Here is a 24,716-nt window from a genome sequence, read left to right as displayed (position 1 = left end):
CGATCAGATCAGACGTGGAAGCCCAAGCCCAGGTACGGACCTGCGTGCGTCTGGTTGATCGGCGCGAATTGCTTCGCGTTGTATTTATCTCCGCTAAATCCACCGAAGAGATAGAACGGCGACGATCCGAGGTTGACGTCGATACCGGCGTCGTACTTGTAGATGTCGTATTCTATCTTGAACTGCGACGCTGTGGCCGAACCCGCGGTGAGCTCGGTAAGCGTGCCGTTCGCGTTCGGGTAGTAGAAGATCGACCCGTAGACGTCCCACGTCGCATTCATGTTCGGCAACTTCTCCAGGCCGACACCGATCGCGTGCAGTGCCGGAATGCCGTAGTTATTGGCCGCCTGGAGGTAACCGACGCCGACGTAGATGTTCGGGTTGGTGACGCGGTATTCAAGCCGCCCGTCAATCGTGGACTGACGCGCGTGGAACTGGGCCACGGTCGCCGATCCACCGTCCACGGTGTTGAACTGCGTACCCGGTCCGCCGTTGAATACGGCGTTGTTGGTGGTCGTATAGGAATCCTGACGCCAGTCCACCTTGACCGCGAACGGGTCGAAGAGGTAGACGCCCGAAGCGACGTACGAGCCGTTAAGACCGCCCGCCGGATTCGACGGACCCGTGCTGTCGCGAACGTTCGCGGCGTATTCGTTCGCCACTTGACCGCTCGTGACGCCACCCTGAGCGTAGCCGATCACCGGTCGTACGGTGGGCATCGGGGTGGGCGCAGGTGTCGGAGGCACGGTCGCGCTCGGCGTGGGCTCCGGTGTTGGGATCGGTGTCGGCGGGATGTAGCGCACGACGCAGACGTGCTGCGACGGCACCCACTCGACGTACGCGCCGAGCGCTTCTGAGATCACGCGGACGGGCACAAGTAGATTGCCCTTCCACATCATCGGCGGCACATCGAGCGGCCGTGATTCGCCGTTGATGATGACCTCGTTCTTGCCGAGCGTCACTTGGACTTCGGCGCCATCCTTTTTCGCGGTGACCGAATGCGTGGCCGGATCATACGTCGACGTTCCGCCCATTTGCTGGAACATGCTTGCCAGCGGAACGAGGATCGCGCCGTTCTTGACCAGCGCGGCGAGCACGCGACCCTGGCGCAGAGTGTCGGGATTCGCGTAGACGTGGTGGTCGTTGAACAGGATCGGCACTTCGCCGGATGGCGGATTGCCGAAATCCATCGCTGCGTCAGCGACCTGTGTTCCGGACGTTGCCGTTGTTCCCGTTCCGGACGCAGCGAAGCTGGGCGCGATACCTAGTGCGACGAATAGCATCGCTAACAAGGCCGCGATGTGGAATTTTTTCAAATCTATGCCCTCCTAAAGGACTGTTTCATGGTCGTAGTTCTGCGTGTTATCTTTCGCCTAACGTGAGCGTCGGTCGACCCGGAAAATCCGCGACTACTCGGCAGGCGTTCTCCTTCGCTGTTCCCTCGCGCAACCGCACGTAAACGCATGAAAAGCGGCGCTCGAAGACAAAACACTTGAAGGAGAGTCATACGTCCCGGTAACGTAGGCGGGAAATCTTTCGTTGCATCGGGGCGATCGCCGCATGCAACGACCGGTCCGCCCGGCGTCCCGGTCCCAGGTTACGACCACCTGTTCGCAGTCCGCCAACCCCGGCTTGTTCGAAGGAGGCTTGCTTTACCCTTCTGGGTGGGGTAGCCGATAGGGGCTTTTGGGGTACGGAAGGACAACCGCCCGTCACTATGCCCGAAATCGATGTCCGCGTCGCGCTGCTCGAGAAATCGCCGAATCCGACGGCCATGACGGCGACCGCCGCCCGCACTTGCTATTCCGCGAATTCTCCGGAGGCGATCACCAAGCGCTGGGCAGATCGCCACGACGATATGGTCAAAACCGTGGACCGTGTGCGCGCTGCCGGCCATCACTCAACGCTCGAACACAACATCTATATCTTCGGTGTCACGGGGTTATCGCGCGCCGCGACGCACCAACTCGTCCGCCACCGTCATCTGCAATTCGACCAGCAGAGCCAGCGTTATCTCGCGTTCAAAAACGCTGAGTTCCCGTACGTCAAGCCCAAACGGATCGCATCGTTGCCCGCGCTCTCGGCGCGATTCGACGCGCTCATGGCGGAGATCGGCGCGACGTATGAAGCGATGATCGCGGCCGGCATTCCCGGTGAAGACGCACGCTTCGTGCTTCCCAACGCGGCTGCGAGTCAGCTCGTCGTCTCGGGCAATGCGCGCGCGTGGTACGAATTTCTCTCGCTGCGCACATGCAACATGGCCCAGTGGGAGATACGCGAGATGTCGTTTCAAGTGTTGCGGATACTCAAACGCGAAGATCCGGTCTTGTTCAAAGATGCGGGCGCGACGTGCGTTCGCGGATATTGTAATGAGACCGAGGGCCCGAATTGTCCCCGCTATATCACCGTGATCCGTTCCGATCTGCGTAAAGCCGAAGCCGCGAAAACATGGCTCGCCACCCGCGGCAAATCTATCTAACACACGAGTCGGCCTATCTGCGCTTCATTCTCTTCGTGCGGCGGTGTCTGCGCCGGGGACGCGGCGGAGCGCGAGAGCGACGAAGTGAACCGAGCGACTGAGCGAGCCGGATGCGAGCGAAGAAGCGTCCTCGCGGGGCGTGACCGCGCGGGAGGCTCTTTATTGCAAGATCGTGGCGAGCGCTTTGTCCATCATCGGCGGAGTCATCTCGCCGATTTGGATAAAGCGCACTATTCCCTGACGATCGATGAATACGGATGTCGGCAGCGCCTGAAGAAAATAGACGTTCGGCCCCTTGCCGTTATCGATCAAAATCGGGTACCGAAGTCCAAAACGCGCGGTGAACGGCTTGACGACCTTTGCCTCTTCTTGCTGATCGATTCCGAGAACGAGCAAACCCGAGGAATGCAAACGCTCATATCGTCGCTCGATCTGCGGCAGTTCATCTTTGCACGGCGGGCACCACGTCGCGAAGAAATTCACCCAGAGCGGTTTGCCGCTGTACGCGCGAAGCGCGATAGGGGTTCCCGAGAGAGTCACGAGGGGAATGCTGGGCGCGAGTTTACCCACATGCGCTAGTCCCGACGAGGTAGCCGAAGCGGGTACCGAGGTGACGATGCTGATCGACCGCCAAAACAGAAGGCCGGCGATGGTGAATAGCACGGCGACGACTATCCAACCGATCATCGGCGAGGATTCGCGTCTCTCCATCAAGCGCCCGGTTCAACGCGCGCGCGCAAGACTACTTGAGGCCGAAGCCGAATGCGCAAAATCACCCCTCGAACCTAGGCGAAACAAACCGCGAGAAACGCGAGTAATAAGGTTCATGACCGCACATCTATCGCCAGTCCGGAACATCGCATGCGCCTGCATCGCCGTTGTTTCCATACTTTCGCTCGCCGCCTGCGGCGCGAAATCCGGCAAAGCATCCGCTGATCAAGGGCCGCCGCCGGTCCCCGTTTCCGTCGCGCCTGTCGTCCGGGGTCCCATCGCTTCGACGTTCACGCTCACGGGCACGATCATACCGGGGCAACAGGCGAATCTATCGTCCGTCATCTCCGGTCAAGTGCTCGCTGTGAACGCGCAGATCGGGGATCGCGTTCGCAAAGGCCAGCTCTTGGTCCAGATCGACGACTCAACGCTTCGCGCAACGCTGGCGCAGAATCAAGCGGCATACGATGCCGCGCGGGCGCGCATGCATTCGTCCGTTTCAAACGACGTCGGCAGTGCCTCCACCACGCAAGCAGGTCTCGAATCGGCAAAGGTCGCGGAGAGCGCGGCAGCTTCGAACCTCGCGCGCACGCAATCGCTTTTCAAGCAAGGGTACGTCTCGCAGACGGCGCTCGACCAAGCCTTGAGCCAGGAAGCAGCTGCAGAGTCGACACTTCGCAGTGCGCAGGTCGCCGCTCAGAACGCCAACATGTCCGCCGGCAGCGGAAGCTCCGCCCAATCGGACATCGAGACGGCGCGAGCGACGGCCGCGCAGGATGCCGCAGCGGTCCAGTTCGCGGAAACCCAGATCGGGCAAGCGGCCGTCACGGCGCCCTTCGACGGCGTTGTGACGCAGCGCAGCGTCGACCCTGGATCGCTCGCGTCGCCTGGCACGCCCCTCGTGCAGGTCTCGCAGCTTGATCCCGCCTTTGTCGCCGTCGGAATTCCAGATTCCGATCTCGCCTCGGTCAGCGCGGGAACGTCAGCCAGCGTCACCGTGGAGACGATGCCGGGGCGCACGTGGACCGGCAAGGTCGACAATCTCAACGCGGCGACGAACGCCGGCACGTTATCCTATCTCGCACGCATAGCGATTCCGAATCCGACGATCGAACTCAAAGCCGGCATGGTGGCGACGGTCGCGTTTGTGGCCGCGCGCCACGAGCATGCGCTCATCGTGCCGCGCACGGCCGTCATCTCCACGCAAGACGGTTCGGCCGTATATATCGTCGATCACGGCAAGGCCAAGGCGCTGCCGGTGGTCGTCGGACTGCAGACGCAGGACCGGGCCGAAGTCAGCGGTCGAGGCATCTCCGCCGGCACGCGCGTCATCACCCAGCGCCCTGATTCGCTGCAAGACGGTTCGCCCGTGCAGATCGTCGTCTCGAACGGCGTCGCGATCTCATCGCCGCCGTCTCAGTAGCATCTAAGTAGAAGATAGTACGATTGAGCCGAAGCGAACGCGTGCGCGCCGCGGAGGACTCAGGGCTGTCGCGCCGCCAACCTTGGGCTTCGCCGCCACAGACCGTCAGTCAGCCGTCATAAGGAAACCGTATGAAGATCGCACTCCCCTTGTATGCCTGCGCGCTCGCGATGATCGTCGCCACCGCCGCCAATGCGGCACCGGCGCCAAGTGCCTCGCCTTCGCCGGCAGCGACACCGTCCATGACATACGGTACAGCTCCGCCCGCCCCGCCGTTCTCCTCGATGTCGCCGCATCCGGGAGCGTCTTCCGCGCCGCAGTCGCTCAGCTTGACGGATGCGGAGAACATCGCGCTCGCGCAGTCGCCGCTGATCACAATCGCTCGCGCGCAGCTCGATGCGGCGGGCGGCGCCACCGGTCTTGCGCATAGCGGCGGTTATCCGAACATCAGCGTCTCAGCTGATTCCACGCGCACGAAAGCATCGAGCGGTCTATCGCAGGGCACAGGCGCGACTCCGGCGCCGAGCGTCGGGCAACTGACATCGAATAGCGCGAATGCGAACGTCCGTCAACTCATCTTCGACGGCGGCAGGCTGCGGTCGCAAATAGTTTCGGCCACGCTGAATGAAGACGCTGCGCGCTATACGCTTGCCCGCACCGTCCAATCGCTGTTCTTCACGATCGCGCAAGACTATTACGCCGCGCTGCAAGCACGACACGCCTTGATCGCGGCCAACGACCAGCTCAACCTCGCCTCGGTGCAATACAATCTCGTCAACGCGCAATTCAAAGCGGGCATAGCCTCGAAGGCGGACGTTTTGACCGCGCTGTTCCCGGTCGCACAGGCGCGACTCAAAGTCGCTCAACAGCGCAACGGCGAACAACTCGCGCTCACGACGCTGCTCAACACCATGGGTCTGCCTGCGACCCCAACCGTCAACTTGATCGATGACACGTCCACGGCCGGCGGACCGATCTTGAGCACCGATCAAGCGATGGCAGTCGCGTCGGTCACGCGCCCCGATCTCCTTGCGGCCGAGGCGTCGGCAAAATCCGCCGATGCAGCGGTCAACGCCGCGGCGCTGGCGCGCTTTCCGCAGCTCTCCGCCACGGCGTCCGACGGCGTGTCGGGTACAGCGCCGGGATTTGGGCGAAATGGAAATAGCTATTCCTACGGGCTTGGACTGACGTTCCCGCTCTTCGACGGCGGTGCGATCCACGCCCAAACGGTCAGTGCTCGAGCGCAAGCCGACATCGCGCACGCCAATCTCAAGACTGCGGTTCTCGGCGTCGGACTGAGCGTTCAACAAGCGATCTTGAACCTTGAGACCGCGAGCGAAAGCGTGACTGCGGCCAATGCAGAGCTTGCGAACGCGCGCACGGTACTCGACGTGACGAACGCCCAGTACAAATCGGGCGTCACCACGCTTCCTCTCCTCCTGAACGCGCAAGTCGGATTGACGACGGCGGAGAGCGATCAGATCACAGCGCTCTACAATTTCAAGGTGGCGCAAGCGGCGCTGCAGCTGGCCGAGGGCACGATCAGCAAACCGTAATTGGGCAAGCGATGCTTGCCCTACTACGGCTGTCGCGGTGTCTCAAGCGCGCGGCGAGCTTCTGCCCAACGCTCGAGGCCGTCGGCGAGCGTGGCGCCGAGGCGATCGATGAACGGCGGCGACAACAAGAGCTGTTCTTCATCCGGCCACGTTATGAATGCCGATTCGGTGAGCACCGAGGGCTGCTCGGTGGGCCGCACCAGCGCGAAATCTTCGCGAAAGAGCCCGGCGTCGGGCAGCTGCGTTTCGCGCGCGTACGCAGCGTGGATCGCTCGTGCGAGATCGAGGCTCTCCGCGTGGTAATAGTACACCGAGTAGCCGAGCTGCGTCGCCGGATCCGTGCCGTCCGGCCAAGCGTTGTTGTGCACGCTGATCAACACGTCGGCGTTCGCGGCCGTCGCGGTCAGCGTTCGGTCGTAGAGTCCAGGGCCGCTCTCATCGGTGCGCGTCAACAGGGTGCGCGCGCCGAACAAACCGAGATGGTATGCAAGGCGGCGCGCGATTTCGAGATTCACCACTCGCTCTTGCGTGCCGAGCGGTCCGACCGCGCCCGCATCCGGCGAGTGTCCGGGGTCCACGACGACGAGAAGTCCGCGCAACGCCGGCCGGGGAGCAGCGTCCATGTGCGGCGGCTTCTTGATCGAAATCTCCAGATCGTTGCCGGCCCAGCTGACGTGGTATCCCCAGATCGAGTGTTGCCGCAGCGCGATGCGCAGACCCAACGCGCCGGCCGGCGCCGCCATCCTGGTAATGGAAGAGATGCCTTCCGCCGCTCCGGAGATCGTGAGCGCACCCGTTCCTGCGTCTGTGGAGAACAGTGCGAGCTTGAGGGCGGTCGCGGCGCTCGACTCAGCCAAGGTGAACGGCACGCGCGATGAGAGGTGCACCTCGACGACCGATTCGGTTGGAAAGTCGGAGGTCTCGATCCCGTTGAGCGCCGCGCTCGGCGAAGGCGTGTCCGGAGGTTCGATGCGCAGATTATCCTTATAGATGTAACCGGATACACCGCCTCCCGCCTCCACCCGAAAGAAGTTGCCGTCTTTCCCTTCGATCGCAAACGGCGTGCCCGCCGGCGGGAACAAGAACCAATCGTTGCCGGGCGACCGCATCACCACGCCGTACGGGCGCTGCCCGTCCGCCGTTCGCGTGAGCGCGACAGAACCCACCGCCGGCTGCGCGGAAGCATCGACGGTCACACGGCCGCGAGCGCGTGCCGAGATCGCGGCGCCGTTTGCGGATCTAAGCGTATACGTGACCGGCAGCGGCTGGGAGCGTGTGCTCGGCCGGACTCGAAGCTGGCCTTCATACACCCCGCGAGCGCCGTTCAACTCGGTTTCGGTCAGCTGAACCGGACCTTCGTCGCCCACAGTCGCGGAAGCGCTTGCGCCGGTGCTTCCTTTTACTTGCAATCGCACGACATCGCCGACTCGCACGACGAGATTCGCGTACGGCTGCGGTGAAAGCGCGCCGTCAAATCGCGCGGGCGCCGGCGGATCGGTGCGCAGCGGCGCGGCCACGTGGATGCGCCGCTGCAGATACCACATGCGATCGCCTTCAGCGCTGACGTTGAGCGTGAAGTCTCCGGGCACGAGCGGCACGTACGCGATCCATCCGCCGTCGGAGGCGCTATGCGCGGCAGTGCCGTTGACGACGACATGAGATCCGGGAGGCGAAGCGCCGAACACAAACGAGCGCGAGACCGCCGGCAGTTGCGCGCCCGGTCCAGGATAGACGATCGTGAGCGCAGCCGCAAGAAGCGCGAGCAGAGCGTTCACAATAGGCGACCTCTCGATTGCGCCGCACGAGCTGCGGTAGGGTTTGCTTCGCGCCCGACAGAAGCGCGAATCACATGAATGAACCATCGCGCGGGCGCGCGGCGATTCGCGTCACGCTTCTCGCGCTGGCGCTGCTCGCCTGCGCGGCGTGTCAGCAGAAGGTGAACACCGGCCAGGTCACTATCAATATGACCGGCGCAGGCGGCGGGGCATACAATCCCGCCAACGTCACTGTCGCGCTCGGAACACACGTCATCTTCGTGAACCAGGATACCCAGCCGCACAGCGCGACCGTAGCCGGTGCGTTCGACTCCGGCATCATCGCGCCGAACGGCGGGCGATGGACGTGGGTCGCCTCGATTCCGGGCACCTTCCAATATCACAGTTCGCTCCAACCGACGATGATCGCGACGATCACCGTCCTGCCCGGCGCGCCGACCAGCCCGTAAGGCTGCACGTCGACGCAAGCCGAACAACGCCCGCAAGGAGTACCCACGATGACGAATCCACGAATGCTGGTCGTCACGGTGCTAGCCGCCGTGCTCGCGACCGTCGTGACCGCGTGTTCGAATGTCTCGCAGAGCACATCGGGCGCAAGCGGCCGCAGCGGCGGGCAGCCGGGCGTTCTGCACTACGCGGAGATCGCCGAGCCGGACTCCTTGAATCCGCTCGTCTCGACGCAAGCGACGACGATCGACCTCTCGTACTTCGTCTATCAATTCTTCTTCAACATCGACGATCATCAGCAATACGTGCCCGAGGTCGCGCTCGAGGTTCCAACGCTGGAGAACGGCGGAGTCTCGCGCGACGGCATGACGCTGACGTATCACCTTCGCAAGGGTCTGAAATGGCAGGACGGCGCGCCGCTGACGGCGCGGGATGTCGTCTTCACGTACCAGGCGATCATGAATCCGCAGAACAACGTCCAGGTACGCACGGGTTACGATCACGTGGGCAGCGTCGTTGCAGCGGATGACTACACGGTCGTCGTGCATATGAAAAAATTCTTCGCGCCGATCGTGGCGTATTTCATGTGCATCCAAGGCGGGTACCCGCTCATGCCCGCGCATCTGCTCGCTTCATACCCCAACGTCAATCACATCCCGTACAATGTGCTGCCGATCGGATCCGGGCCGTTCCGCGTGACCGAATGGGTGCATGGCGATCACGTGACGATGGTGGCCAACCCGCTCTATTGGCGCGGGCCGCCCAAATTGAAGTCGATCGTGCTGAAGATCGTGGGCGACAATAACACGATCGTGACCCAATTGAAGACAGGCGAGACCGACGCGTGGTTCCGCGCCGACCCGTCGCTTTATCCGGCGTATTCGAACATCCCGGGAATCAACGTCGTGCTCTCGCCGCAGAATGTCTTCGGCCACCTCGATTTCAACTTGAAGGATCCCAACACGCCGTGGTCCGACGTGCGCGTGCGGCAGGCGATAGAATACGCGATGGATCGGCAACGGATCGCCCACGATGCGACCCACGACGTCTTCGTCCCATCCGACAGCGACCAGCAGTATTTCAACTGGGCGTACGATAGGAGCATTCCGCACATCGGCTTCAATCCGCCGATGGCGCGCAAACTATTGGCGCAGGCCGGCTGGCAGCCCGGGCCCGACGGCATCCTGACCAAGAACGGACAGCGGTTCACGATCCAATACGCATACATCTCCGGCAATGTCATCGGCGCTGCGGTAGGCAACATCATCCAGCAAGAGTTGCGTGGCGTCGGCATCGAGATGACGCAGAAGACGTATCCGGCGCCGCTCTTCTTCAACTCGCAGCAGAACGGCGGCATCCTCAACTCGTACAAGTATGAGATGGCATACTACGGCTGGGTGAACGGCGTCGATCCGGACGACTCGTCCTTATACGGCTGCGATCAGTTCCCGCCGGCCGGCCAGAACAGCTTGCACTGGTGCGACCCGAAGGTCCAAGCAGCCGAGAACGACGCCCTCAGCACTTTTGACGTGGCACGCCGTAAAGCCGACTACGCGATCATCCAGACCGAACTCGCGACGCAGGTTCCCACGATCATCCTCTATGTAGAGCGCCGAGCCGACGTGTTCACCAATCGATTCAAGGGCTTCAAAGCATCGCCGGCGACATCGGCCTATTGGAATTCTTGGGAATGGACAATGGACTAGCGCAGCGACAAAATATCCGGCCGGCCGTCTTGCGACGGCCGGCCGCGGCCGGCTCGATTGGAGAGCCGCTTTCGGAGTTCGCGGCTGGGAAGGGCAGGAGAGCGCCGCAACCCCCGGCGGAGGAAGTGTGAGCGACTCCCTCCTATCCCGTTCGACAGGCGCGACGCACCCGACGTTACACCCGCAGGCATGATGCCCCAACCGCAAAGCATCGTCATCATCGACGACGACGTCGAGATCCGAGCCCTTATGGAGCTGGCGCTCGCCAAGCCTGGTCGCTCCGTGACCTGCTTCGGCGACGGAGCCGAGGCGGCGGAGTTCATCCTTTCCCAGCCGCGCGTCGACTGCATCGTGTCCGATGTCCGCATGGCCGGACTGGACGGATTTGGGCTGCTGGCACGGATCGAAAGCGACAGCAATGCCCGCGGCACGCCGGTGATTTTCGTCTCCGCGGACGACGCGGCGCCCGACCGTCTCGGCGCCGGAAACACCAACGTCGATTTTCTGCGCAAACCTTTCGACATCGCCGAGCTGCGCGCGCGTGTCGATGCCGGTGCGCTTCGCCGCGACGAGCCGAGCAAAGATTTTAGGCAGCACGTCGCGGAGGCGATAGCGGGCGCGGTGCCCGGTGCGTCGTCGGTCGCCGTTCTCGTCGTCGCCGCAGGCGGGGATGGCAGCGCGCACGCCGCGCTGGCTGCGCTGACGCGCTCGTGCCTGCGCCGCTCCGACGTCGCCGGGGATCTCGCGCCGTATGTGTGCGCCGTGCTCCTCGACGGTCTGCCTCAAGGCGGGGCCAAAGATGTCGGGATGATGATCGCCGATCGGCTGCGCTCGCAGCACGCGCAATCCGGCGCGCGGCCGCGAGTCGGTCTCGCCTTCACGGAGGGCGGCGCGACCATCACCGTCGATAGGCTGTTGGCCGCAGCGCAGGAGGCAGTTGCGACGCCTGAAGCGCATTCGACGGGCTTTTCCATGAAGCGCGCGGTGCCGTGAGCGAGCGGAGCTATCGCCTTGGATCGATCGCCGGCATCGAAATCCGCGTCCATGCATCGGCGCTATTTCTCTTCGGCGCACTCACCTGCGCCATATCGTATGGACTCCTGCCGCGCGTGGCGCCGCAGACCACGCCGGGGCAGGCCTTGGCGGTCGGCCTGCTCTTCACGGCGTTGCTCTTCGGGTCGGTGCTCGCACACGAGCTCGGCCACGCGATCGTCGCACAACGACGCGGCAAGGCGGTGGCGTGCGTCACCATGACTCTCTTGAGCGCTACCGCGCGCATCGCGCACACCGACGATCGCCCGGCTGACGATATCGCCATCGGCGCGGCCGGCCCGGCAGTCAGCACCGCGCTTGCGATCGTGTTTGGTCTTGGCGCATATGGCCTGACCAAGGCCGGCGGGCCCGCGGGCGATCTTCTCGGCTACCTCGCGCTCGCAAACGGTCTGCTTGGCGGGTTCAACTGGCTGCCCGGCCTCCCGATGGATGGCGGGCGCGTTGTGCGCGGCCTGCTCTGGCGCTTGTCGGGCAACGCGGTCAAAGCGACGCGCCAAGCCGCGATGGCGGGCAAAGCGATAGCGATTCTCCTTGGCGCGATCGGCTGCTGGGTTGCGCTTATCCAAGATCCCGCGATCGGCATCTGGGCGTGCGCGACAGCGTGGTTTCTCGGCGGTCTTGCGGACGGACAATACAAGACGATGATCGTTCGCATCGCTCTCGACGGCCTGTTAGTGCGAGACCTTTACGCAAAAGACGTAGAGGTGCTCCAGACGACCGCCACGGTCGAACAGGCCGCGGCTGCTTTGCGAGCCGCGGCACCATCGCGATCGTTGCCCGTGCTCTTCGGCGAGCGTCCGGCCGGCTGTGTGGGGGACGAAGAAGTCGCGACCGTTCCGCTTGATCGTGCGAGCGGAACGAGCATCACCGCGGTCATGACTCGCGTCGCGGACCTGGCGACGGTAGCGCCGGACGACGACGCCATGGCGCTGCTGCCGGCGCTTGCGGTCAACCGGCCGGAAGCCGTGATCGTCGAAGACGCTGGGACGTACGGCGGATTCATACGGCGTGAAGATGTCGCGCGCCTCATCGCTCGCGTGGAAGCGTCGCGATCGCGAAGCGGTTAGTTCCCGACCCCGATCACGCGCTTCACTTCGGCCGGATTCGACGCTTTTGCCATGGCAGCTTCGAGCGTGATCACGCCGGACTTCACGAGATTCGCCAGATCTTTCTCCAGCGTCTGCATGCCGAGGTTCTGACCGGTCTGCATCGCGCTGATCATCTGCTGGATCTTGTTCTCGCGGATGAGATTCCGGATGCCCGGCGTTCCGATGAGGATCTCGAGCGCGGCGACGCGGCCGTTGCCGTCTGCTCGCGGCACGAGCGTCTGTGAGAAGACGGCTTCGAGCACGGTCGACAACATTATCCTGACCTGCTCTTGCTGATCCGGCGGGAAGACGTCGATGATGCGGGTCACGGCCTCGGGCGCGCTCGTCGTGTGCAGCGTCGCGAAGACGAGGTGGCCGGTCTCAGCCGCGGTCAACGCGAGCGCGATGGTTTCGAGGTCGCGCATCTCGCCGATGAGCACGACGTCCGGATCTTGGCGCAGCATCGCGCGCAGCGCGTCTGCTGCGGAGAGCGTGTCGCGGCCGATCTCGCGTTGCGTGATGATCGACTTCTGGCTCTTGTGCATGAATTCGACCGGGTCTTCGATCGTCACGATCTTCGAACGTCGGTGGCGGTTGATGAAGTCCAACATCGCGGCGAGCGTCGTCGATTTTCCGGAGCCCGTCGGTCCCGTGACGAGCACGAGGCCGCGCGGCCGTCCGGTGACTTCCGCGAGGATATCCGGGAAGTTCGTCTCTTCGAGGTGCGGCGGGTCGGTCGGGATCAGTCTGAAGACGCCCGCGAGCGCGCCGCGCTCGTAGCTGAAGTTGACGCGGAAACGCGCCAGGTCGATCATGGAGTAGGCGAAGTCGAGCTGGCGCTTAGACTCGAGCACATCCAGCTGGTCGTCGTTCAAGATCGACGTCAATAACTGGTGCGTATCTTCGGGCGTGAGCACTTGATCCATCAGAGCTTCGAGCTGGCCGCCGCGTCGAACCATCGGTGGGCAACCAACGACGATGTGCAAGTCCGAGGCTTTGTCCTCGTACATCTTCATCAACAATTCGCCAAGGCTCAGCGGGAACGCCGCCGCACCGCTCACTGCCGTCATATGAGATGCCATAGCCAAAGAACCGCCGATCGTTCGAAAAACGTTCTTCCTATATGGTTTCATCGGCGCGGGTGTGCGCGAGCCGTAGAGAAACCGGTTCGGTCGCCTTCGCGCGGGACGGCTCTTAGGACTTTTGGGGAGATGCTCGACAATAGATGAGACGCGTGACCGTAGGCACAATCAGTGCAGAGGTCTTTGCCGCCCGGATTTAGGGCGATATAATATCCACGAGGTGTAACAGATGCGCTGTTACTCCGGTCACACCGGATATATACTGTCCGGGGGGTTGTCTATAACCGCCCGGATCGCCAGAGGTAACCCGATGAGACAGCGTGGTATGACGCTCCTGGAAGTGTTGGTAGCGGTGACGCTGCTGACGCTTGTGTTTCTGCTCGTCTCCCAAGACATGATCGCGACGGTCGGCGCGCAGTCGCAAGCCGGCTCGAATTCCGTCGCCGTCTCGGAAGCGAACTATCTGCTCTCAACGGTTCAGAACGATTCGGGAAATTTCTGGAACTACTCGAACTGGTCGAACTACGCGCCCGCGGCTTCGTGCGGCACGTTCCCGGTGATGAACGGCTCGTACGTCAAGCCGCCGCCGAACGGACCGGACACGAATAACTGGCAAGCGCTGCCGTCCGGGTGCGGCAACAATAATTTGGAGTTCATGTGGGCGGCAACGCAATCGCCCACCGACACGAACGCCGCAAACATCCAGATCTGGGTCAAGACCGGAACTTCGCCGAATTCGCAAGTGTACGAATTGACCGGCCTCAACGCGAATCAGCCGTCCGGCCTGAACTACGGCACCGCGCCGCCGATCTCACCGCTGCCCACCGCGACACCCACGCCCACGCCGTCGGGAACGCCGAAACCGTCGCCGTCGCCGACAGCGAAGCCGACGCCCACGCCGTCGGGAACGCCGAAGCCGTCGCCGTCACCCACGGTCAAGCCGTCGCCCACGCCCACGCCTTCGCCGACCTTCGGAACATAGAGGATATGAAGCACAGACGGAGCTCGCAGTCCGGGCGCGCGTTCACTCTCATCGAGTTGTTGTTCGCGATGACGATCCTCGGGATCGTGCTCGGACTGACGGTGGCAGAATTCACCGCCGCCATCCAGAACTTCCGGTTCCAAGATGCGCACCTCGACGCGGAGACGCAAGGCCGCATCGCGATGGCGCGCATCAACGATGCCACGAAGATGGCCACGCCGGACATCGAAGATAACCCGTGTTCGCAAAGCAACACGTGCTCGGTTATTCCAGCGGCCGGGGCGCTGCAGAACACGACGGACGGCAACACGGCCGTCTCCTTTTACGTCGTGACAAGCGACGCCGGCACGTCCGGTCACTTGAGCAAGACGATGCCGGTGAACGGGGCCCACGAACCTATCCCGGTGTATAATGTCGAGACCATATTCTACAATCCGCCGAACCTGCTGCAAGAGTGCACGGAAACGCTTGCGCAATACAACTCCGAGCCGAATCCGTTGACGGTGCCGTGCCAAAACTCCACCACCGGAACCCAGACGCTCATCCACAACGTGGACGGCGCGGCCAACGTTCCGTTCGGCGTCACGCCGCTCGGCTGCAACGTGACGGACACGACTTGCTCGGACAAAGTTTTGGGGCTGCAGATCGATATCTCGGTCGTGAACCAGGCGACTCAGGTGGTCGGCAATACGGGATCCGCGACAAGCGGCGGTGTCGCCGAACACGCATACGTCTCGAACGAGATCTACTTTTCGTCTTGGAAGGCGTTTCACTAATGGATAAGCAGAAAGTCACCCGCAAAGCCGAGCGCGGCGTCGCGCTGATCATGGTGGTCATCATCACGGTGGTGATCGCCATCTTGATCGGCGGCATCACGGACGCGGTGATCTATGAATTCCACAGCGCAGGTGTCAACGGCGTAAGCAACGTGGCGCTCGCAAACGCTTACTCCGGCATCGACGACGTCGTGCTGCAGCTCGGAGAAAATACGTCCGGCAAGAACGTCTCGATCCCCACGCCGATATCCACGTCCGTACCGGGCGACGGATGGTTCAGCGGCAGCTATACCGCGCAGGTCGATTATCAATTCCCGACCACCGGCAGCCTCGAGTACTTCTTGGTGTCGGCCACCGGCACGGCGGGGTCAGGTTTCCTCGGTGCAAACGGACAGAACGGCATCACACGATCGCTCTACGCGCTCGTCCGCACGGTGCCGTATTCCGCGTATGAGATGTACAGCGTCTCCGAGACGAACAACGTCGGCGGCAAAGTCTGGTATGCGAACGGCCAGCACTACGACGGCCCCGTCTACTCGGGCGGCCCGATGAACATCCTGTATGCCGACGGCGACTCGCCGATCTTCGGTTCGACCATCGAGACCGGCCAGAACATCAACTGGGATAACTACACCACGGGGCAGTTGACCGGTCCGCAAAACACGGCAGACTGGAATTCGGTTCTCAACGGCGGCCAGAGCGCTTCGAGCAATATCTCGGTCGGCGTACCGCCGAAACCGCTGCCCACGTTCAAAGACAATCTCCTCGTCGCGAGCGAAGCGTGGAACGGCACGTCCGCGCCGTTGAGCCCGCAGCAGCCACCGCAGGTGCCGCCGGGACTCTATGTCAACGGCGTGATCCCCACGAGTGGAAGCTTGCCTCTCTCGACGGGCATCTACATCTCCGGCAACGTGACCGTGTACGCGCAGGGTTCGGCATGTCCGGTCTCGTGCGTCGGCACGGGCAACCAGGAGTTCATCTTCCAGACGCAAGCCGGCAACTATGATGTAACCGTCAACTTCTCCAGCAATACGACCACGGTCGTCGGACCGGGCGGCACCACCACCTACACAGGCGAAGCGTCAGGTCAACCGGCAGGCGGATCGGGCGGCAACGGCTCGATCTTCGTGGACGGCAATGTGACCGTCGCAGGCGGCATCGGCGCGGGCTTCACGCCCAACGCCGGCGTGAACGCCACCGTTCACGGACAATACACGCTTGCGGTTCCGGACTACAACTCGTCCAGCCCGCTCAGCTACAGCAACACGATCACGCTGAACAAGTCGGTGCTCTACGACGACAATCCGACCACCGACTCCAACTCTACCGACGTGCTTGCGATGTGGGCGAACAACATCAAAGTCAACGACAACACCGACGCCGCCTTCGAAGTGGACGCGCTGCTGCTCACCGGCTACAACGGCGAGTGCACCGGCGCGTGCAACAGCGGCACCTTCTCCAACTCATCGTGCGGCGCTGGCGCGTGCGGCGGCGGAGCGAATCGCGTTCTGACGATCTTCGGAAGCCTCGTCGAGAACGTGCGCGGCAAGCTTGGCACACAAGTCTACGGCGCCAACGGCTGCGCGACCGGCTTCTGCCGGCACATGGGCTACGACAAGCGCCTCGGTTCCAATCCGCCGCCGTTCAGTCCGACGACGAACAAATACGAGATAACGGCGATCTCGGAGACGCCGGACACCTAAACCAGGGCCGACAACTCCGATCTGAAGTCCACTACGAAAGGGCCGACATCAGTCGGCCCTTTCTTACTAGGGCCGACTCGCGTCGGCCCCTTCAGCCAGTGCGAGCAAAGCGTTACGCATCGCATCAACCGTTCGGTCGATATCTTCATCGCTGTGCGCCGCGGTCAGGAACATCACTTCCATCTGCGATGGAGGAAGGAAGACGCCGCGCTCCAGCATCGCCCAGTAGTAGCGCGCGTAGCTTCGAGCATCCGCCTGCTTAGCTTCGTCGAACGTGCGGTGCGCGCCGCCATGGCGGAACATGAAATCGACGATCGATCCGAGCTGCACTACCGGGAAATCAAGTCCGGCATCCGCAAGCGCATGGCGCGCACCGCGCGCGAGGCGGCTTCCTTTCGCGCTCAAGCGGTTATAGAAAAGCGGATCGCTTTCGATCGCATCCAACAGCGCATGCGCGGCCGCGACGCACACGGGGTTGCCGGAGAAGGTTCCCCCTTGGAACACGTGACCATCAGGCGCCAGCACCGCCATGACGTCGGCGCGCCCGCCGAATGCCGCGATCGGCAACCCTCCGCCAAGGACTTTGCCGACGCACGTGACGTCGGGCTTGACGCCGAAGAGCTCTTGCGCGCCGCCGAGCCCGAGTCGGAAACCCGTGATGACCTCATCGAAGATCAAGAGCGCACCGTGGCGCGTCGCGAGAGAGCGAACGCCCGAAAGATAACCGTCGCTGGGCAGCACGAGCCCCATGTTGCCCACCACCGGCTCGAGAATGACGGCTGCGACGCGGTCGCCTTCGCGCGAAAGCGCGGCGCCCAACGTCTGAAGATCGTCGTAGGGCAGAGCGATCACGTCGCCTGCCACGCCTTGGGTGATACCCGCGCGCGCATCGGCGCGCGAATTAGACGCCGCCCCGGCGTTGAAGATCATCGCGTCGGAGTGGCCATGATAGTTGCCGGCAAAGCGCACGATTTTCAGCCGCCCGGTGAATGCGCGCGCGACGCGAACGGCGCTCGCGCACGCCTCGGTTCCCGTGGAGACGAACCGCACGCGCTGCATCGACGGCATCGCTTCTCCGAGCCGTTCGGCTAGCCTGATCTCTTCCGAATGCGTGCCGCCCAGGACCGCGCCTTGTCTGCAGGCGCGATCGACAGCGGCTGCTATCCGTTCGTCGGCGTGCCCGAGAAGAACCGGGCCGTAGGCGCACAAGTAGTCGATGTACTCGCGATCCTCGGCGTCGAAGATGCGGCTGCCGCGCGCGCGCGCGATGACGGGCGGCGCGCCGCCGACCGCCGTTCCCGCTCGCACCGGCGAAGACACGCCGCCTGCCATCGAACGTCGGGCTCGCGCGAAGTCCGAGGCTTCGGAGGCGACCCGCGTCGCCGTCGCAGAAAACGTCGTCTGAGTCATGCCGTCGCGATGTCGGCGTCGGCCTGGCGGTTGAAGCGCTCGATCGCCATCGCGCGAAGATCGGTCTTTCGCACCTTCCCGCTCCCAGTCAGCGGCAGTTCCTTTAGCACCATCAGAAGCGACGGGATTTTCTCGCGCGCGATCCGGTTTTCGCAGAACGCTGCGAGTTCCGGCTCTGTGATCGACGTGCCTACGGCAAGCACGACCGCAGCGCACACATCTTCGCCGTACATCATGCTCGGCACACCGACCACAGCGACGTCGCGGATCTTTGGATTTGTCCGCAAGAACGCCTCGACTTCGGCCGGAAAGATGCTCTCACCGCCGCGGATGATCGTGTCTTTGAGCCGGCCGACGATCTTGACGTAGCCGTCGGCGTCGATCGAACCAAGATCGCCCGTGTGCAGCCAGCCTGCCTCGTCGATGACCTGCGCCGTGGCGCTCGGGTCTTTGAGATACCCTTTCATCGTGCTGTGACCCCGCGACAGCACTTCACCGGACTTACCCGCCGGCACGTCGTCGCCGGATTCCGGGTCGGCGATACGCACCTGCATGCCGGGCAGCGGCCGTCCGACCGTCGTGCGCCGCTTTTCCGCCGGATCATCCGTGCGCGTCTGCGTCACGCCGGGTGACGACTCCGTCAGGCCGTATGCAACGGTGAAGTCGCGCGCTCCCATGCGCTCGATGACGTCTGACACCAATTGCACAGGGCACGGCGCGCCGGCCATGATGCCCGTCCGCAAGCTCGTCAAGTCGAAGTCGGCGAACTGCGGATGCGAAAGCATAGCAGTGAACATGGTCGGCGTGCCATAGAGCGCCGTGCACCGCTCGTTCATCACCGTCGCGAGCACCGTCGCCGGTTCGAAGACCTCGACCGGCACCATGCATGCGCCGCGCACGACCGCTCCGATGCTTGCGCTGCTGCAGCCGAAACAATGGAAGAACGGAACCGGGATGCACAGCCGATCGTTCTGCGTCATCTTCTGACAGAGCGTGAGAGCGAACGCGTTCTGCAGCATGCCGCGATGCGTGAGCATCACGCCTTTTGGAACTCCGGTCGTTCCGCTTGTGTATTGGACGTTGATGACGTCGAAGTTATCCAGCGCCGACTCGCGCCTGCGCAGCTCGCCTTCTTGCGCCTGTGCCGCGAGATCGAAGAGGTCGTCGAATCGAAGCATGCCCGGGAGGCGCTGCTTTCCGATCACGAGCAGACGCTTCAGGCGCGGATATTTCTCGAACGTGGCGTGGCCGACGGGCGCGTCGTCGAGATCGGGTAGAAGTTCGCGCAGCGTCGCGACAAAATCCAGCCCCCGATGGCTCGGCGCCATGAAGAGCGTCGTCGCTTCGCTGTGGCGGAGCAAGCGATCCAGCTCGGTGGCGGTGCTTGTGGTGCTGACGGTGACGAGGATCGCGCCGATCTTTGCGGCGGCGTACTGCACGAGCAGCCACTCCGGCACATTCGGCGCCCAGATAGCGATGTGTTCGCCCTTGCGGATGCCGAGCGTCATGAGACCGTTTGCGACACGATCCGTGCGGCGGATGAAGTCGCGATACGTCCAGCGCACGTCGCGGTCCGCGTACGACACCGCGGCTCGCTCCGCATAGCGTTCGGCTTGCCGGTTGAGGACTTCGCCGATCGTCATGCGGTTGAAGTCGGTCATGGTGGTGCGCCTTCTACCACGAAGCGCGAAATGCCGCCTCTCGCGCCGGTTCGCATGGGCAGGGTGCCTCCGCAGCAGAGGCGTAGGGGAGCGAACGATGGATGCCAAGGTCGTTGCCGGCGCGCTGTTCGACGGCAGCGTTATCGCGCTTGTCTCAGCCGCGACCACCGTTTGCTTGGATGTGTTCGGTTTCCTCAACCTCATGTTGGTCGGCGCCTTCATCCTCGGCGCCGCCGAAGAATATCAATTCGCTGCTACCGGTGCGCCGCAATGGGAGCGGCTTGTCGCGGGTGCCCTCGCGGCCGCGATCGCCGGCTTCTTATTCGATCGGTTCGCGCTGAACCCGTTGCGAAAGCGCGCTGCCGCCGACCTCATGGTCGCGGCAGGCTTAGCCGCTTACCTCATCATCCTGGGTTACCTCGCGGTCTTCAGACTCGATGCCGTCGCAACGCTGCCGCGACCGCTGCTCTCTGAGCGAATCGCCAACATCGGCGGCTTCACGTTCACCGAGATGCAGGCTCTCGCCGTGGCGACCTGCATCTTCGCATGCGTCGCACTGCATGTGGCGATCTATCGCACGAGATTCGGCTTGGGAGTTCGAGCGGCCATCGACAATCCGGCCGCGGCGCAATTCATGGGCCTGCGCGCCGACCGAGTTCCACCCGCCGCCATGGCCGCGATCTGCGCGGTAACCGGCATCGGCGGCGCGATTTTCGCGATGCACGCAGGGTCGTTCACGATTGCGATGCCGGCGATGGTTTTGATCGCTGCGCTCGCTGCATGCATGTTCGCACCGGTCGGCTCGGTGGGCGTGGCGGCGATGCTGTCGTTCGTGCTGGCGCTTGCCGTCGATGCCGTCTCAGCGCACCGGCCCGCGTTCTCGCCTATCGTTCTCGCGGTCGTGCTGCTGGTCGCCATCGCAATCGGCGTCGCAGTCCGGAGCAAGCCTGACGCTGCCGCCGCCAAGGACGCCGCGTCGTGATCGAAGCGCTCATTTGGAGTTACATCTCGGCGTTGGCATTGGGGCTCACCGCGTTCGTGCCCGCGGCGCCAAGACGCTTGTCGCTTGCCGGTGCCGGCTTCATGGCGTTCGGCGCGATCAGCGCGGGCGCCGCGTCCGGATTTGCGCACGGATCGCTCATCGCACAGCTATTGATCGGCGCGTCGAGCGCGGCAGGCGTGGGGGTTCTCGTCGGCTTGGGTTTGCGGCGACTTGATGACAAGTATTTCGCGGTCGCGACTTTCGCATTCTCTGCGGTCGTGGTACTGGTCGCTAGTACCGATCGACAGATGCAAAGCGGCGTCGTGAACAAAGTTTTTCCGCACTCCGCGTCTACCTTTGAAGGGGTGATCGTCCTCGCGCTCTGCGTGGGTATCTGCAGAGCAGCAGCAAATAGCTGGTTCGCATTTGGCGCCGGCGCTCTGGCGGCCGGCGCTGCCGGCGTGCTCCTACCCGCGGAAGTCGCACTGGGAACCACGACGCTCATCCAGCAGCTCTGCATAGCCGTTGGTGTCGCCGTGATCGGCGGCCGGCGCAGTATTTTCGGCCCGCTCTTAGGAGCACCGATCGCCGGGTGTGCGTTGCCGCTGATCGTCATCGCGGGCCGAGGGGGGCCGATCGTGGCCGGACTACTGCTCATCGCAGCGTTCGTCTGGCTGCCGGACGGATTACTGGAAATCGCAAAGCGCGCGTACGGTTCCTTCGATCAAAGGCGTGCAGATGGCGCTGCCTGATCGCCTCACGCCGGTGCTCGAAGTCAGCGGACTGCACGCGGGCTACGGCATGCGCGACGTCGTGAGCGGCATCGATCTTCGGCTCTTCGCAGGCACGGTCGTGTCCATCATCGGAGCGGCGGGGTCCGGGAAATCGGCGGTGCTCTTGGCGCTCGCCGGAGCACTGCGGCCGCACAAGGGCTCGATAACCTTCGCCGACCGCGCCGTGCGCCGGATCCCCGTGTTCGATTCTGTTCGGCGCGGCATCGTGCTCGTGCCGCAGGGTCGAGCGATCTTCGGTTCGCTGACGGTGCGCGAAAATCTGGAGATCGGCGCGTGGGTTCGCCGCGACCGCTGGTCGATCGCATCCGAAGTCGATGCGTTCTTGGAGCGATTTCCCAAGCTCGGAACGGCCGCCGCGCAGCCGGCTTGGAAGCTCGATGCGGGCGATGGACAGATTCTCGCGATCGCGCGCGCGCTGATGAGCAAGCCCCAGCTGCTGATGCTCGATGAGCCGTCCGCCGAGCTCGACGCGGCGGATATCACCCATGTACTGCGCGTGATCAGGCAAGTCTGCGTCGAGGACATGCCGGTGCTCTTGGCCGAACGCCCGGCGCCATTCGCCGTGCAGCTCGCAGATTACGCGTATCTGTTGGAAGGCGGGCGAATCGTGCGCGAAGGCCCCGCGCGCGAGTTCACACTATGATAACGTAGGGCGGCCCTTTATGGGCCGCCGGCGGACCGTAAAGGTCCGCCCTACATTTCCTAAGGCTAAGGTTTGCGGAGGCGAGTGATCGGCAGGACGTCTGCCGTTCTTGTCTCGGCGACTTGCGCCAGCGCCTCGATGACGTTCGGATCGTACAGCGTTTCTACGCCGCCACGGAGCTCATCCAGCGCTTCGGCGTGCGTCAAAGCGACGCGGTGCTGGCGCGGCGACGTCAACGCGACGTAGCTCTCTGCGACCGCGACGATCCGCGCCTCCAATACGATGGCGTCGCCGGAGAGGCCGCGCGGGTAACCGCTGCCGTCCAGCCGCTCGTGATGCTGTTCGATGATCTGCGCCATGTCGCGGCAGTCGCGCCATTTGGCGACGAAGCGAGCGCCGAGGTCGCTGTGCATCTGGACGTAACGGCGTTCTTGCGGCGAGAGCGGACCGGGCTTATCCGTGACGTGCCCGGAAAGCGCGAGTGTGCCGACGTCGTGAAGCAGCGCCGCTCGGCGCAGATTCTCCAATCGTTCGCCGGCGAGACCGAGTGCGACGCCGATGGCAGCCGATATTTGCGCCACGCGTCCGCTGTGCCCGGTCTGGTGCGGGTCGCGCGCATCGATCGCCATCGAAAGAGCTTCGATAAGATCGCCGTTCATGCGATCGAGTTGGCCGATCCGGTCGAAGAGCACCGAGTTCTCATGTTCGATCGTGCCGACGTAGCGTTCTTCGCCGCCCGACATGTCGGTGGTCTGCCGAACGATGGCGAGCGGGATGCCGACGAACAGCAGATCGGCCCAGCGGCCGGCTGCGAGCGCGGTTCCAAGCCATGCACCAAGCGCGCCGTACAGCGCGTAGTTGACGGCCGACCAACCGACGTTGCGCTCGAGCGCGCGCAAGATCGACGGGCGAGACAGGCGGCCGAGCACGAGACTTTCAGCGCCGACTTCGATGATAAACGCGCACGCGACGTAAACCGCGATGCTGATCCACGGCGACGGGTGCGCGATCATCAACGGCAGAGCAGCCGCCGATGCGCTCGCGAGCATCGGCCCGATGACGCCCATTGAAGCGACGCACGCGCCCTCGACCCGCGTCAACGACGCCGGTACGAGCGCGCGCGTGATGCCGCGGACTGCGCCGACAAGGATCGCGGCCGGCGCGCCGTAGAGCACGAACGCCGCGATCGTGATGATAAGAGCAGGCCCGATGACGCGGCGGCCGGCGCGGACCGCATCGGCGGCTAGCACGTCGAGCGCGATCGTCGTGGCGATGAGCGCGGCGAAGCCGATCGCATTGTGGGGCGCGAGCGGCAAAGCCCAAACGATACCCCCCGCCGCGCATGCAAGGAGCAGCGCCGGGATGATCTGGCCGGGGCGCAGCGCGTGCGAATAGTCTTGCGCGATGTTGGCGCGGATGGGCTGGACGGACATCCCGTCGACGCGGGGAGCAAAACGAGAAACAGGCCGCTTTATGTGACCTCGGTCGTCACGCTTTCGTCCGTTCGGGGCGCTCAATGGCTTACTAGCATTCCCGCCGCTTCTCTGGCCATAGAAGAAAGGAACAGGCCAGGCCCGACATCGGTAAGACAGCGGAAACGGTCAGGACGTTACCATTCGTTCACAGACTGTGAGCAAGGTCTCCCGATCGGCCGCTCGAGCGACCGGAGGGAAGCGCATTTTCACCGCGGAAGGCGTCAACGTGTTTTATCATCGGGGACGGTTGGGGTTCTTCGCCTCGTCGGCGGCGGCGCTGATCGTGCTATTGGCCCCAGGGGCGGCCCGGGCCGACACTTTCACGGTGTCGCTGTCTCTTGCCAAGTTCGCAGCAGTCGTCCACACCTCGGCGGGTGACGCCGTGGGAACATCACCGGCCGTGCTGCGCGTCCACGTCGGGGACCGCGTGGTCTTCAAGAACGACGATACCCACGCGCACACCGCCACCGGCCTTACGGGCACGACGTTTGTGGACGATCCGATGTGGACCGACGCGAGCACGCGTCCGTCTACCACGATCGACGCCGGCCAGTGGTCGACCGGCGAGATCCGCCCAGGCGCCTCGTCGCCGGTGCTGACCGCAAAGACGCCGGGGACGTTCTTGTACGGATGTTTCTTCGACTATAGCGCGGGAATGCGCGGCGAGATCATCGTCGAACCGTAGTCATCCCTCATCGTTGAAGCGCGAAGAAGGCCTTCGCGTCGGGAGTTCGCCGTGGAATTCCGCGAGCCCATCGAGCGCCTGATCCGCGATCCGCGCGAGTTCACGAAAGACATCGCGTTTCCCGATCCAAAGCGGTTGCGCATCTACGACACGAGCTTGCGCGACGGCGAGCAGATGTGCGGCATCGCCTACACGCCCGAGACGAAGTACGAGATCTGTAAGCGCCTGTCCGACATCGGCGTGCACATCATGGACGTCGGGTTTCCGGCCGTCTCCGAAGATGAA

Annotated in this window: 22 protein-coding genes; 15 read left to right on the top strand and 7 right to left on the bottom strand. The window is 63.6% G+C overall.

Annotation, left to right across the window (positions count from 1 at the left end):
* Window positions 1-8: 8 nt before the first annotated feature.
* The gene (locus VKT51_12500; protein ID HLJ84985.1) at window positions 9-1,316 is read right to left on the bottom strand and encodes a copper amine oxidase N-terminal domain-containing protein; all 1,308 of its coding nucleotides are present in this window, start codon (window positions 1,314-1,316) and stop codon (window positions 9-11) included.
* A 401-nt stretch (window positions 1,317-1,717) separates the two neighbouring features.
* On the opposite strand from VKT51_12500, the gene thyX reads away from it, so the two are divergent.
* Entirely contained in the window at window positions 1,718-2,479 is a 762-nt protein-coding gene (thyX, locus tag VKT51_12495) for an FAD-dependent thymidylate synthase (protein HLJ84984.1), read from the top strand.
* Window positions 2,480-2,638: 159 nt separating this feature from the next.
* On the opposite strand, the gene VKT51_12490 is transcribed toward thyX, so the two are convergent.
* Window positions 2,639-3,166 carry a TlpA disulfide reductase family protein gene (locus tag VKT51_12490; GenBank protein HLJ84983.1) on the bottom strand — a complete coding sequence of 176 codons (528 nt, stop codon included), beginning with the start codon at window positions 3,164-3,166 and terminating at the stop codon, window positions 2,639-2,641.
* 139 nt (window positions 3,167-3,305) lie between these two features.
* Between VKT51_12490 and VKT51_12485 the strand changes: the two genes are divergently transcribed.
* Both VKT51_12485 and VKT51_12480 read left to right on the top strand, forming a co-directional pair.
* A complete protein-coding gene (locus tag VKT51_12485; protein ID HLJ84982.1) occupies window positions 3,306-4,613 on the top strand; it encodes an efflux RND transporter periplasmic adaptor subunit in 1,308 nt (435 codons plus the stop codon).
* Between the two features lie 131 nt (window positions 4,614-4,744).
* The gene (locus tag VKT51_12480; GenBank protein ID HLJ84981.1) at window positions 4,745-6,169 is read left to right on the top strand and encodes a TolC family protein; all 1,425 of its coding nucleotides are present in this window, start codon (window positions 4,745-4,747) and stop codon (window positions 6,167-6,169) included.
* A 23-nt stretch (window positions 6,170-6,192) separates the two neighbouring features.
* Here VKT51_12480 and VKT51_12475 read toward each other — a convergent pair whose 3' ends face one another.
* The gene (locus VKT51_12475) at window positions 6,193-7,944 is read right to left on the bottom strand and encodes an N-acetylmuramoyl-L-alanine amidase (protein HLJ84980.1); all 1,752 of its coding nucleotides are present in this window, start codon (window positions 7,942-7,944) and stop codon (window positions 6,193-6,195) included.
* Window positions 7,945-8,018: 74 nt separating this feature from the next.
* Here VKT51_12475 and VKT51_12470 point away from each other — a divergent pair, with 74 nt between their 5' ends.
* From VKT51_12470 to VKT51_12455, 4 genes are all read left to right on the top strand, one after another.
* A complete protein-coding gene (locus VKT51_12470) occupies window positions 8,019-8,393 on the top strand; it encodes a cupredoxin domain-containing protein (GenBank protein HLJ84979.1) in 375 nt (124 codons plus the stop codon).
* Window positions 8,394-8,441: 48 nt separating this feature from the next.
* Window positions 8,442-10,097, top strand: coding sequence for a peptide ABC transporter substrate-binding protein (locus VKT51_12465; GenBank protein ID HLJ84978.1), 1,656 nt, complete (start codon window positions 8,442-8,444; stop codon window positions 10,095-10,097).
* 192 nt (window positions 10,098-10,289) lie between these two features.
* Window positions 10,290-11,090 carry a response regulator gene (locus tag VKT51_12460; GenBank protein HLJ84977.1) on the top strand — a complete coding sequence of 267 codons (801 nt, stop codon included), beginning with the start codon at window positions 10,290-10,292 and terminating at the stop codon, window positions 11,088-11,090.
* Entirely contained in the window at window positions 11,087-12,217 is a 1,131-nt protein-coding gene (locus VKT51_12455; protein HLJ84976.1) for a site-2 protease family protein, read from the top strand. Before VKT51_12460 ends, VKT51_12455 begins: the two co-directional genes overlap by 4 nt.
* On the opposite strand, the gene VKT51_12450 is transcribed toward VKT51_12455, so the two are convergent.
* Entirely contained in the window at window positions 12,214-13,308 is a 1,095-nt protein-coding gene (locus tag VKT51_12450) for a type IV pilus twitching motility protein PilT (GenBank protein ID HLJ84975.1), read from the bottom strand. The two genes, VKT51_12455 and VKT51_12450, sit on opposite strands and share 4 nt — an antisense overlap.
* 322 nt (window positions 13,309-13,630) lie before the next feature.
* Here VKT51_12450 and VKT51_12445 point away from each other — a divergent pair, with 322 nt between their 5' ends.
* Genes VKT51_12445 through VKT51_12435 form a run of 3 tightly spaced genes read left to right on the top strand, consistent with a single transcriptional unit; the run spans window position 13,631 to window position 16,781 of the window.
* Window positions 13,631-14,302 (top strand): prepilin-type N-terminal cleavage/methylation domain-containing protein, encoded by a 672-nt coding sequence (locus VKT51_12445; GenBank protein ID HLJ84974.1) that lies wholly within the window; start codon window positions 13,631-13,633, stop codon window positions 14,300-14,302.
* 5 nt (window positions 14,303-14,307) lie between these two features.
* Window positions 14,308-15,078, top strand: a complete 771-nt coding sequence (locus VKT51_12440; protein ID HLJ84973.1) for a type II secretion system protein — start codon at window positions 14,308-14,310, stop codon at window positions 15,076-15,078.
* Complete coding sequence (locus VKT51_12435; GenBank protein ID HLJ84972.1) at window positions 15,078-16,781, top strand: hypothetical protein; 1,704 nt, start codon at window positions 15,078-15,080, stop codon at window positions 16,779-16,781. The genes VKT51_12440 and VKT51_12435 overlap by 1 nt, the downstream gene beginning before the upstream one ends.
* A 66-nt stretch (window positions 16,782-16,847) precedes the next feature.
* Here VKT51_12435 and VKT51_12430 read toward each other — a convergent pair whose 3' ends face one another.
* Entirely contained in the window at window positions 16,848-18,191 is a 1,344-nt protein-coding gene (locus VKT51_12430) for a glutamate-1-semialdehyde 2,1-aminomutase (protein HLJ84971.1), read from the bottom strand.
* Window positions 18,188-19,852 (bottom strand): AMP-binding protein, encoded by a 1,665-nt coding sequence (locus tag VKT51_12425; protein ID HLJ84970.1) that lies wholly within the window; start codon window positions 19,850-19,852, stop codon window positions 18,188-18,190. Before VKT51_12425 ends, VKT51_12430 begins: the two co-directional genes overlap by 4 nt.
* Window positions 19,853-19,949: 97 nt before the next feature.
* Here VKT51_12425 and VKT51_12420 point away from each other — a divergent pair, with 97 nt between their 5' ends.
* Genes VKT51_12420 through VKT51_12410 form a run of 3 tightly spaced genes read left to right on the top strand, consistent with a single transcriptional unit; the run spans window position 19,950 to window position 22,271 of the window.
* A complete protein-coding gene (locus VKT51_12420; GenBank protein HLJ84969.1) occupies window positions 19,950-20,834 on the top strand; it encodes a hypothetical protein in 885 nt (294 codons plus the stop codon).
* Complete coding sequence (locus VKT51_12415) at window positions 20,831-21,586, top strand: hypothetical protein (protein ID HLJ84968.1); 756 nt, start codon at window positions 20,831-20,833, stop codon at window positions 21,584-21,586. Before VKT51_12420 ends, VKT51_12415 begins: the two co-directional genes overlap by 4 nt.
* Window positions 21,573-22,271, top strand: coding sequence for an ATP-binding cassette domain-containing protein (locus VKT51_12410; protein ID HLJ84967.1), 699 nt, complete (start codon window positions 21,573-21,575; stop codon window positions 22,269-22,271). Before VKT51_12415 ends, VKT51_12410 begins: the two co-directional genes overlap by 14 nt.
* Before the next feature lie 65 nt (window positions 22,272-22,336).
* Here the strand turns inward: VKT51_12410 and VKT51_12405 are convergent, their stop codons facing one another.
* Window positions 22,337-23,704 carry an HD domain-containing phosphohydrolase gene (locus VKT51_12405; protein ID HLJ84966.1) on the bottom strand — a complete coding sequence of 456 codons (1,368 nt, stop codon included), beginning with the start codon at window positions 23,702-23,704 and terminating at the stop codon, window positions 22,337-22,339.
* 268 nt (window positions 23,705-23,972) lie between these two features.
* Here VKT51_12405 and VKT51_12400 point away from each other — a divergent pair, with 268 nt between their 5' ends.
* On the top strand, window positions 23,973-24,431 hold the full coding sequence (locus tag VKT51_12400; GenBank protein HLJ84965.1) for a hypothetical protein: 459 nt from the start codon (window positions 23,973-23,975) through the stop codon (window positions 24,429-24,431).
* A gap of 51 nt (window positions 24,432-24,482) precedes the next feature.
* Window positions 24,483-24,716, top strand: a 234-nt coding sequence (locus tag VKT51_12395) for a hypothetical protein (GenBank protein ID HLJ84964.1), incomplete at its 3' end; no start/stop codon positions are given.

It is taken from the genome of Candidatus Eremiobacteraceae bacterium (assembly GCA_035295225.1).
Lineage (GTDB): Bacteria > Vulcanimicrobiota > Vulcanimicrobiia > Eremiobacterales > Eremiobacteraceae > JABCYQ01.
The sequence above is the reverse complement of the archived record's forward strand: the minus strand, read 5'-3'. Positions and strand labels throughout refer to the sequence as shown.

Bases quoted from the DNA above. Each gene is read 5' to 3' on its own strand.
- VKT51_12440 (HLJ84973.1), top strand. From the start codon at position 14,308: ATGAAGCACAGACGGAGCTCGCAGTCCGGGCGCGCGTTCACTCTCATC.
- VKT51_12430 (HLJ84971.1), bottom strand. From the start codon at position 18,191: ATGACTCAGACGACGTTTTCTGCGACGGCGACGCGGGTCGCCTCCGAA.
- VKT51_12405 (HLJ84966.1), bottom strand. From the start codon at position 23,704: ATGTCCGTCCAGCCCATCCGCGCCAACATCGCGCAAGACTATTCGCAC.
- VKT51_12485 (HLJ84982.1), top strand. From the start codon at position 3,306: ATGACCGCACATCTATCGCCAGTCCGGAACATCGCATGCGCCTGCATC.
- VKT51_12490 (HLJ84983.1), bottom strand. From the start codon at position 3,166: ATGATCGGTTGGATAGTCGTCGCCGTGCTATTCACCATCGCCGGCCTT.
- VKT51_12420 (HLJ84969.1), top strand. From the start codon at position 19,950: ATGGATGCCAAGGTCGTTGCCGGCGCGCTGTTCGACGGCAGCGTTATC.
- thyX (HLJ84984.1), top strand. From the start codon at position 1,718: ATGCCCGAAATCGATGTCCGCGTCGCGCTGCTCGAGAAATCGCCGAAT.
- VKT51_12465 (HLJ84978.1), top strand. From the start codon at position 8,442: ATGACGAATCCACGAATGCTGGTCGTCACGGTGCTAGCCGCCGTGCTC.
- VKT51_12450 (HLJ84975.1), bottom strand. From the start codon at position 13,308: ATGACGGCAGTGAGCGGTGCGGCGGCGTTCCCGCTGAGCCTTGGCGAA.
- VKT51_12460 (HLJ84977.1), top strand. From the start codon at position 10,290: ATGCCCCAACCGCAAAGCATCGTCATCATCGACGACGACGTCGAGATC.
- VKT51_12410 (HLJ84967.1), top strand. From the start codon at position 21,573: ATGGCGCTGCCTGATCGCCTCACGCCGGTGCTCGAAGTCAGCGGACTG.
- VKT51_12445 (HLJ84974.1), top strand. From the start codon at position 13,631: ATGAGACAGCGTGGTATGACGCTCCTGGAAGTGTTGGTAGCGGTGACG.
- VKT51_12480 (HLJ84981.1), top strand. From the start codon at position 4,745: ATGAAGATCGCACTCCCCTTGTATGCCTGCGCGCTCGCGATGATCGTC.
- VKT51_12435 (HLJ84972.1), top strand. From the start codon at position 15,078: ATGGATAAGCAGAAAGTCACCCGCAAAGCCGAGCGCGGCGTCGCGCTG.
- VKT51_12425 (HLJ84970.1), bottom strand. From the start codon at position 19,852: ATGACCGACTTCAACCGCATGACGATCGGCGAAGTCCTCAACCGGCAA.
- VKT51_12470 (HLJ84979.1), top strand. From the start codon at position 8,019: ATGAATGAACCATCGCGCGGGCGCGCGGCGATTCGCGTCACGCTTCTC.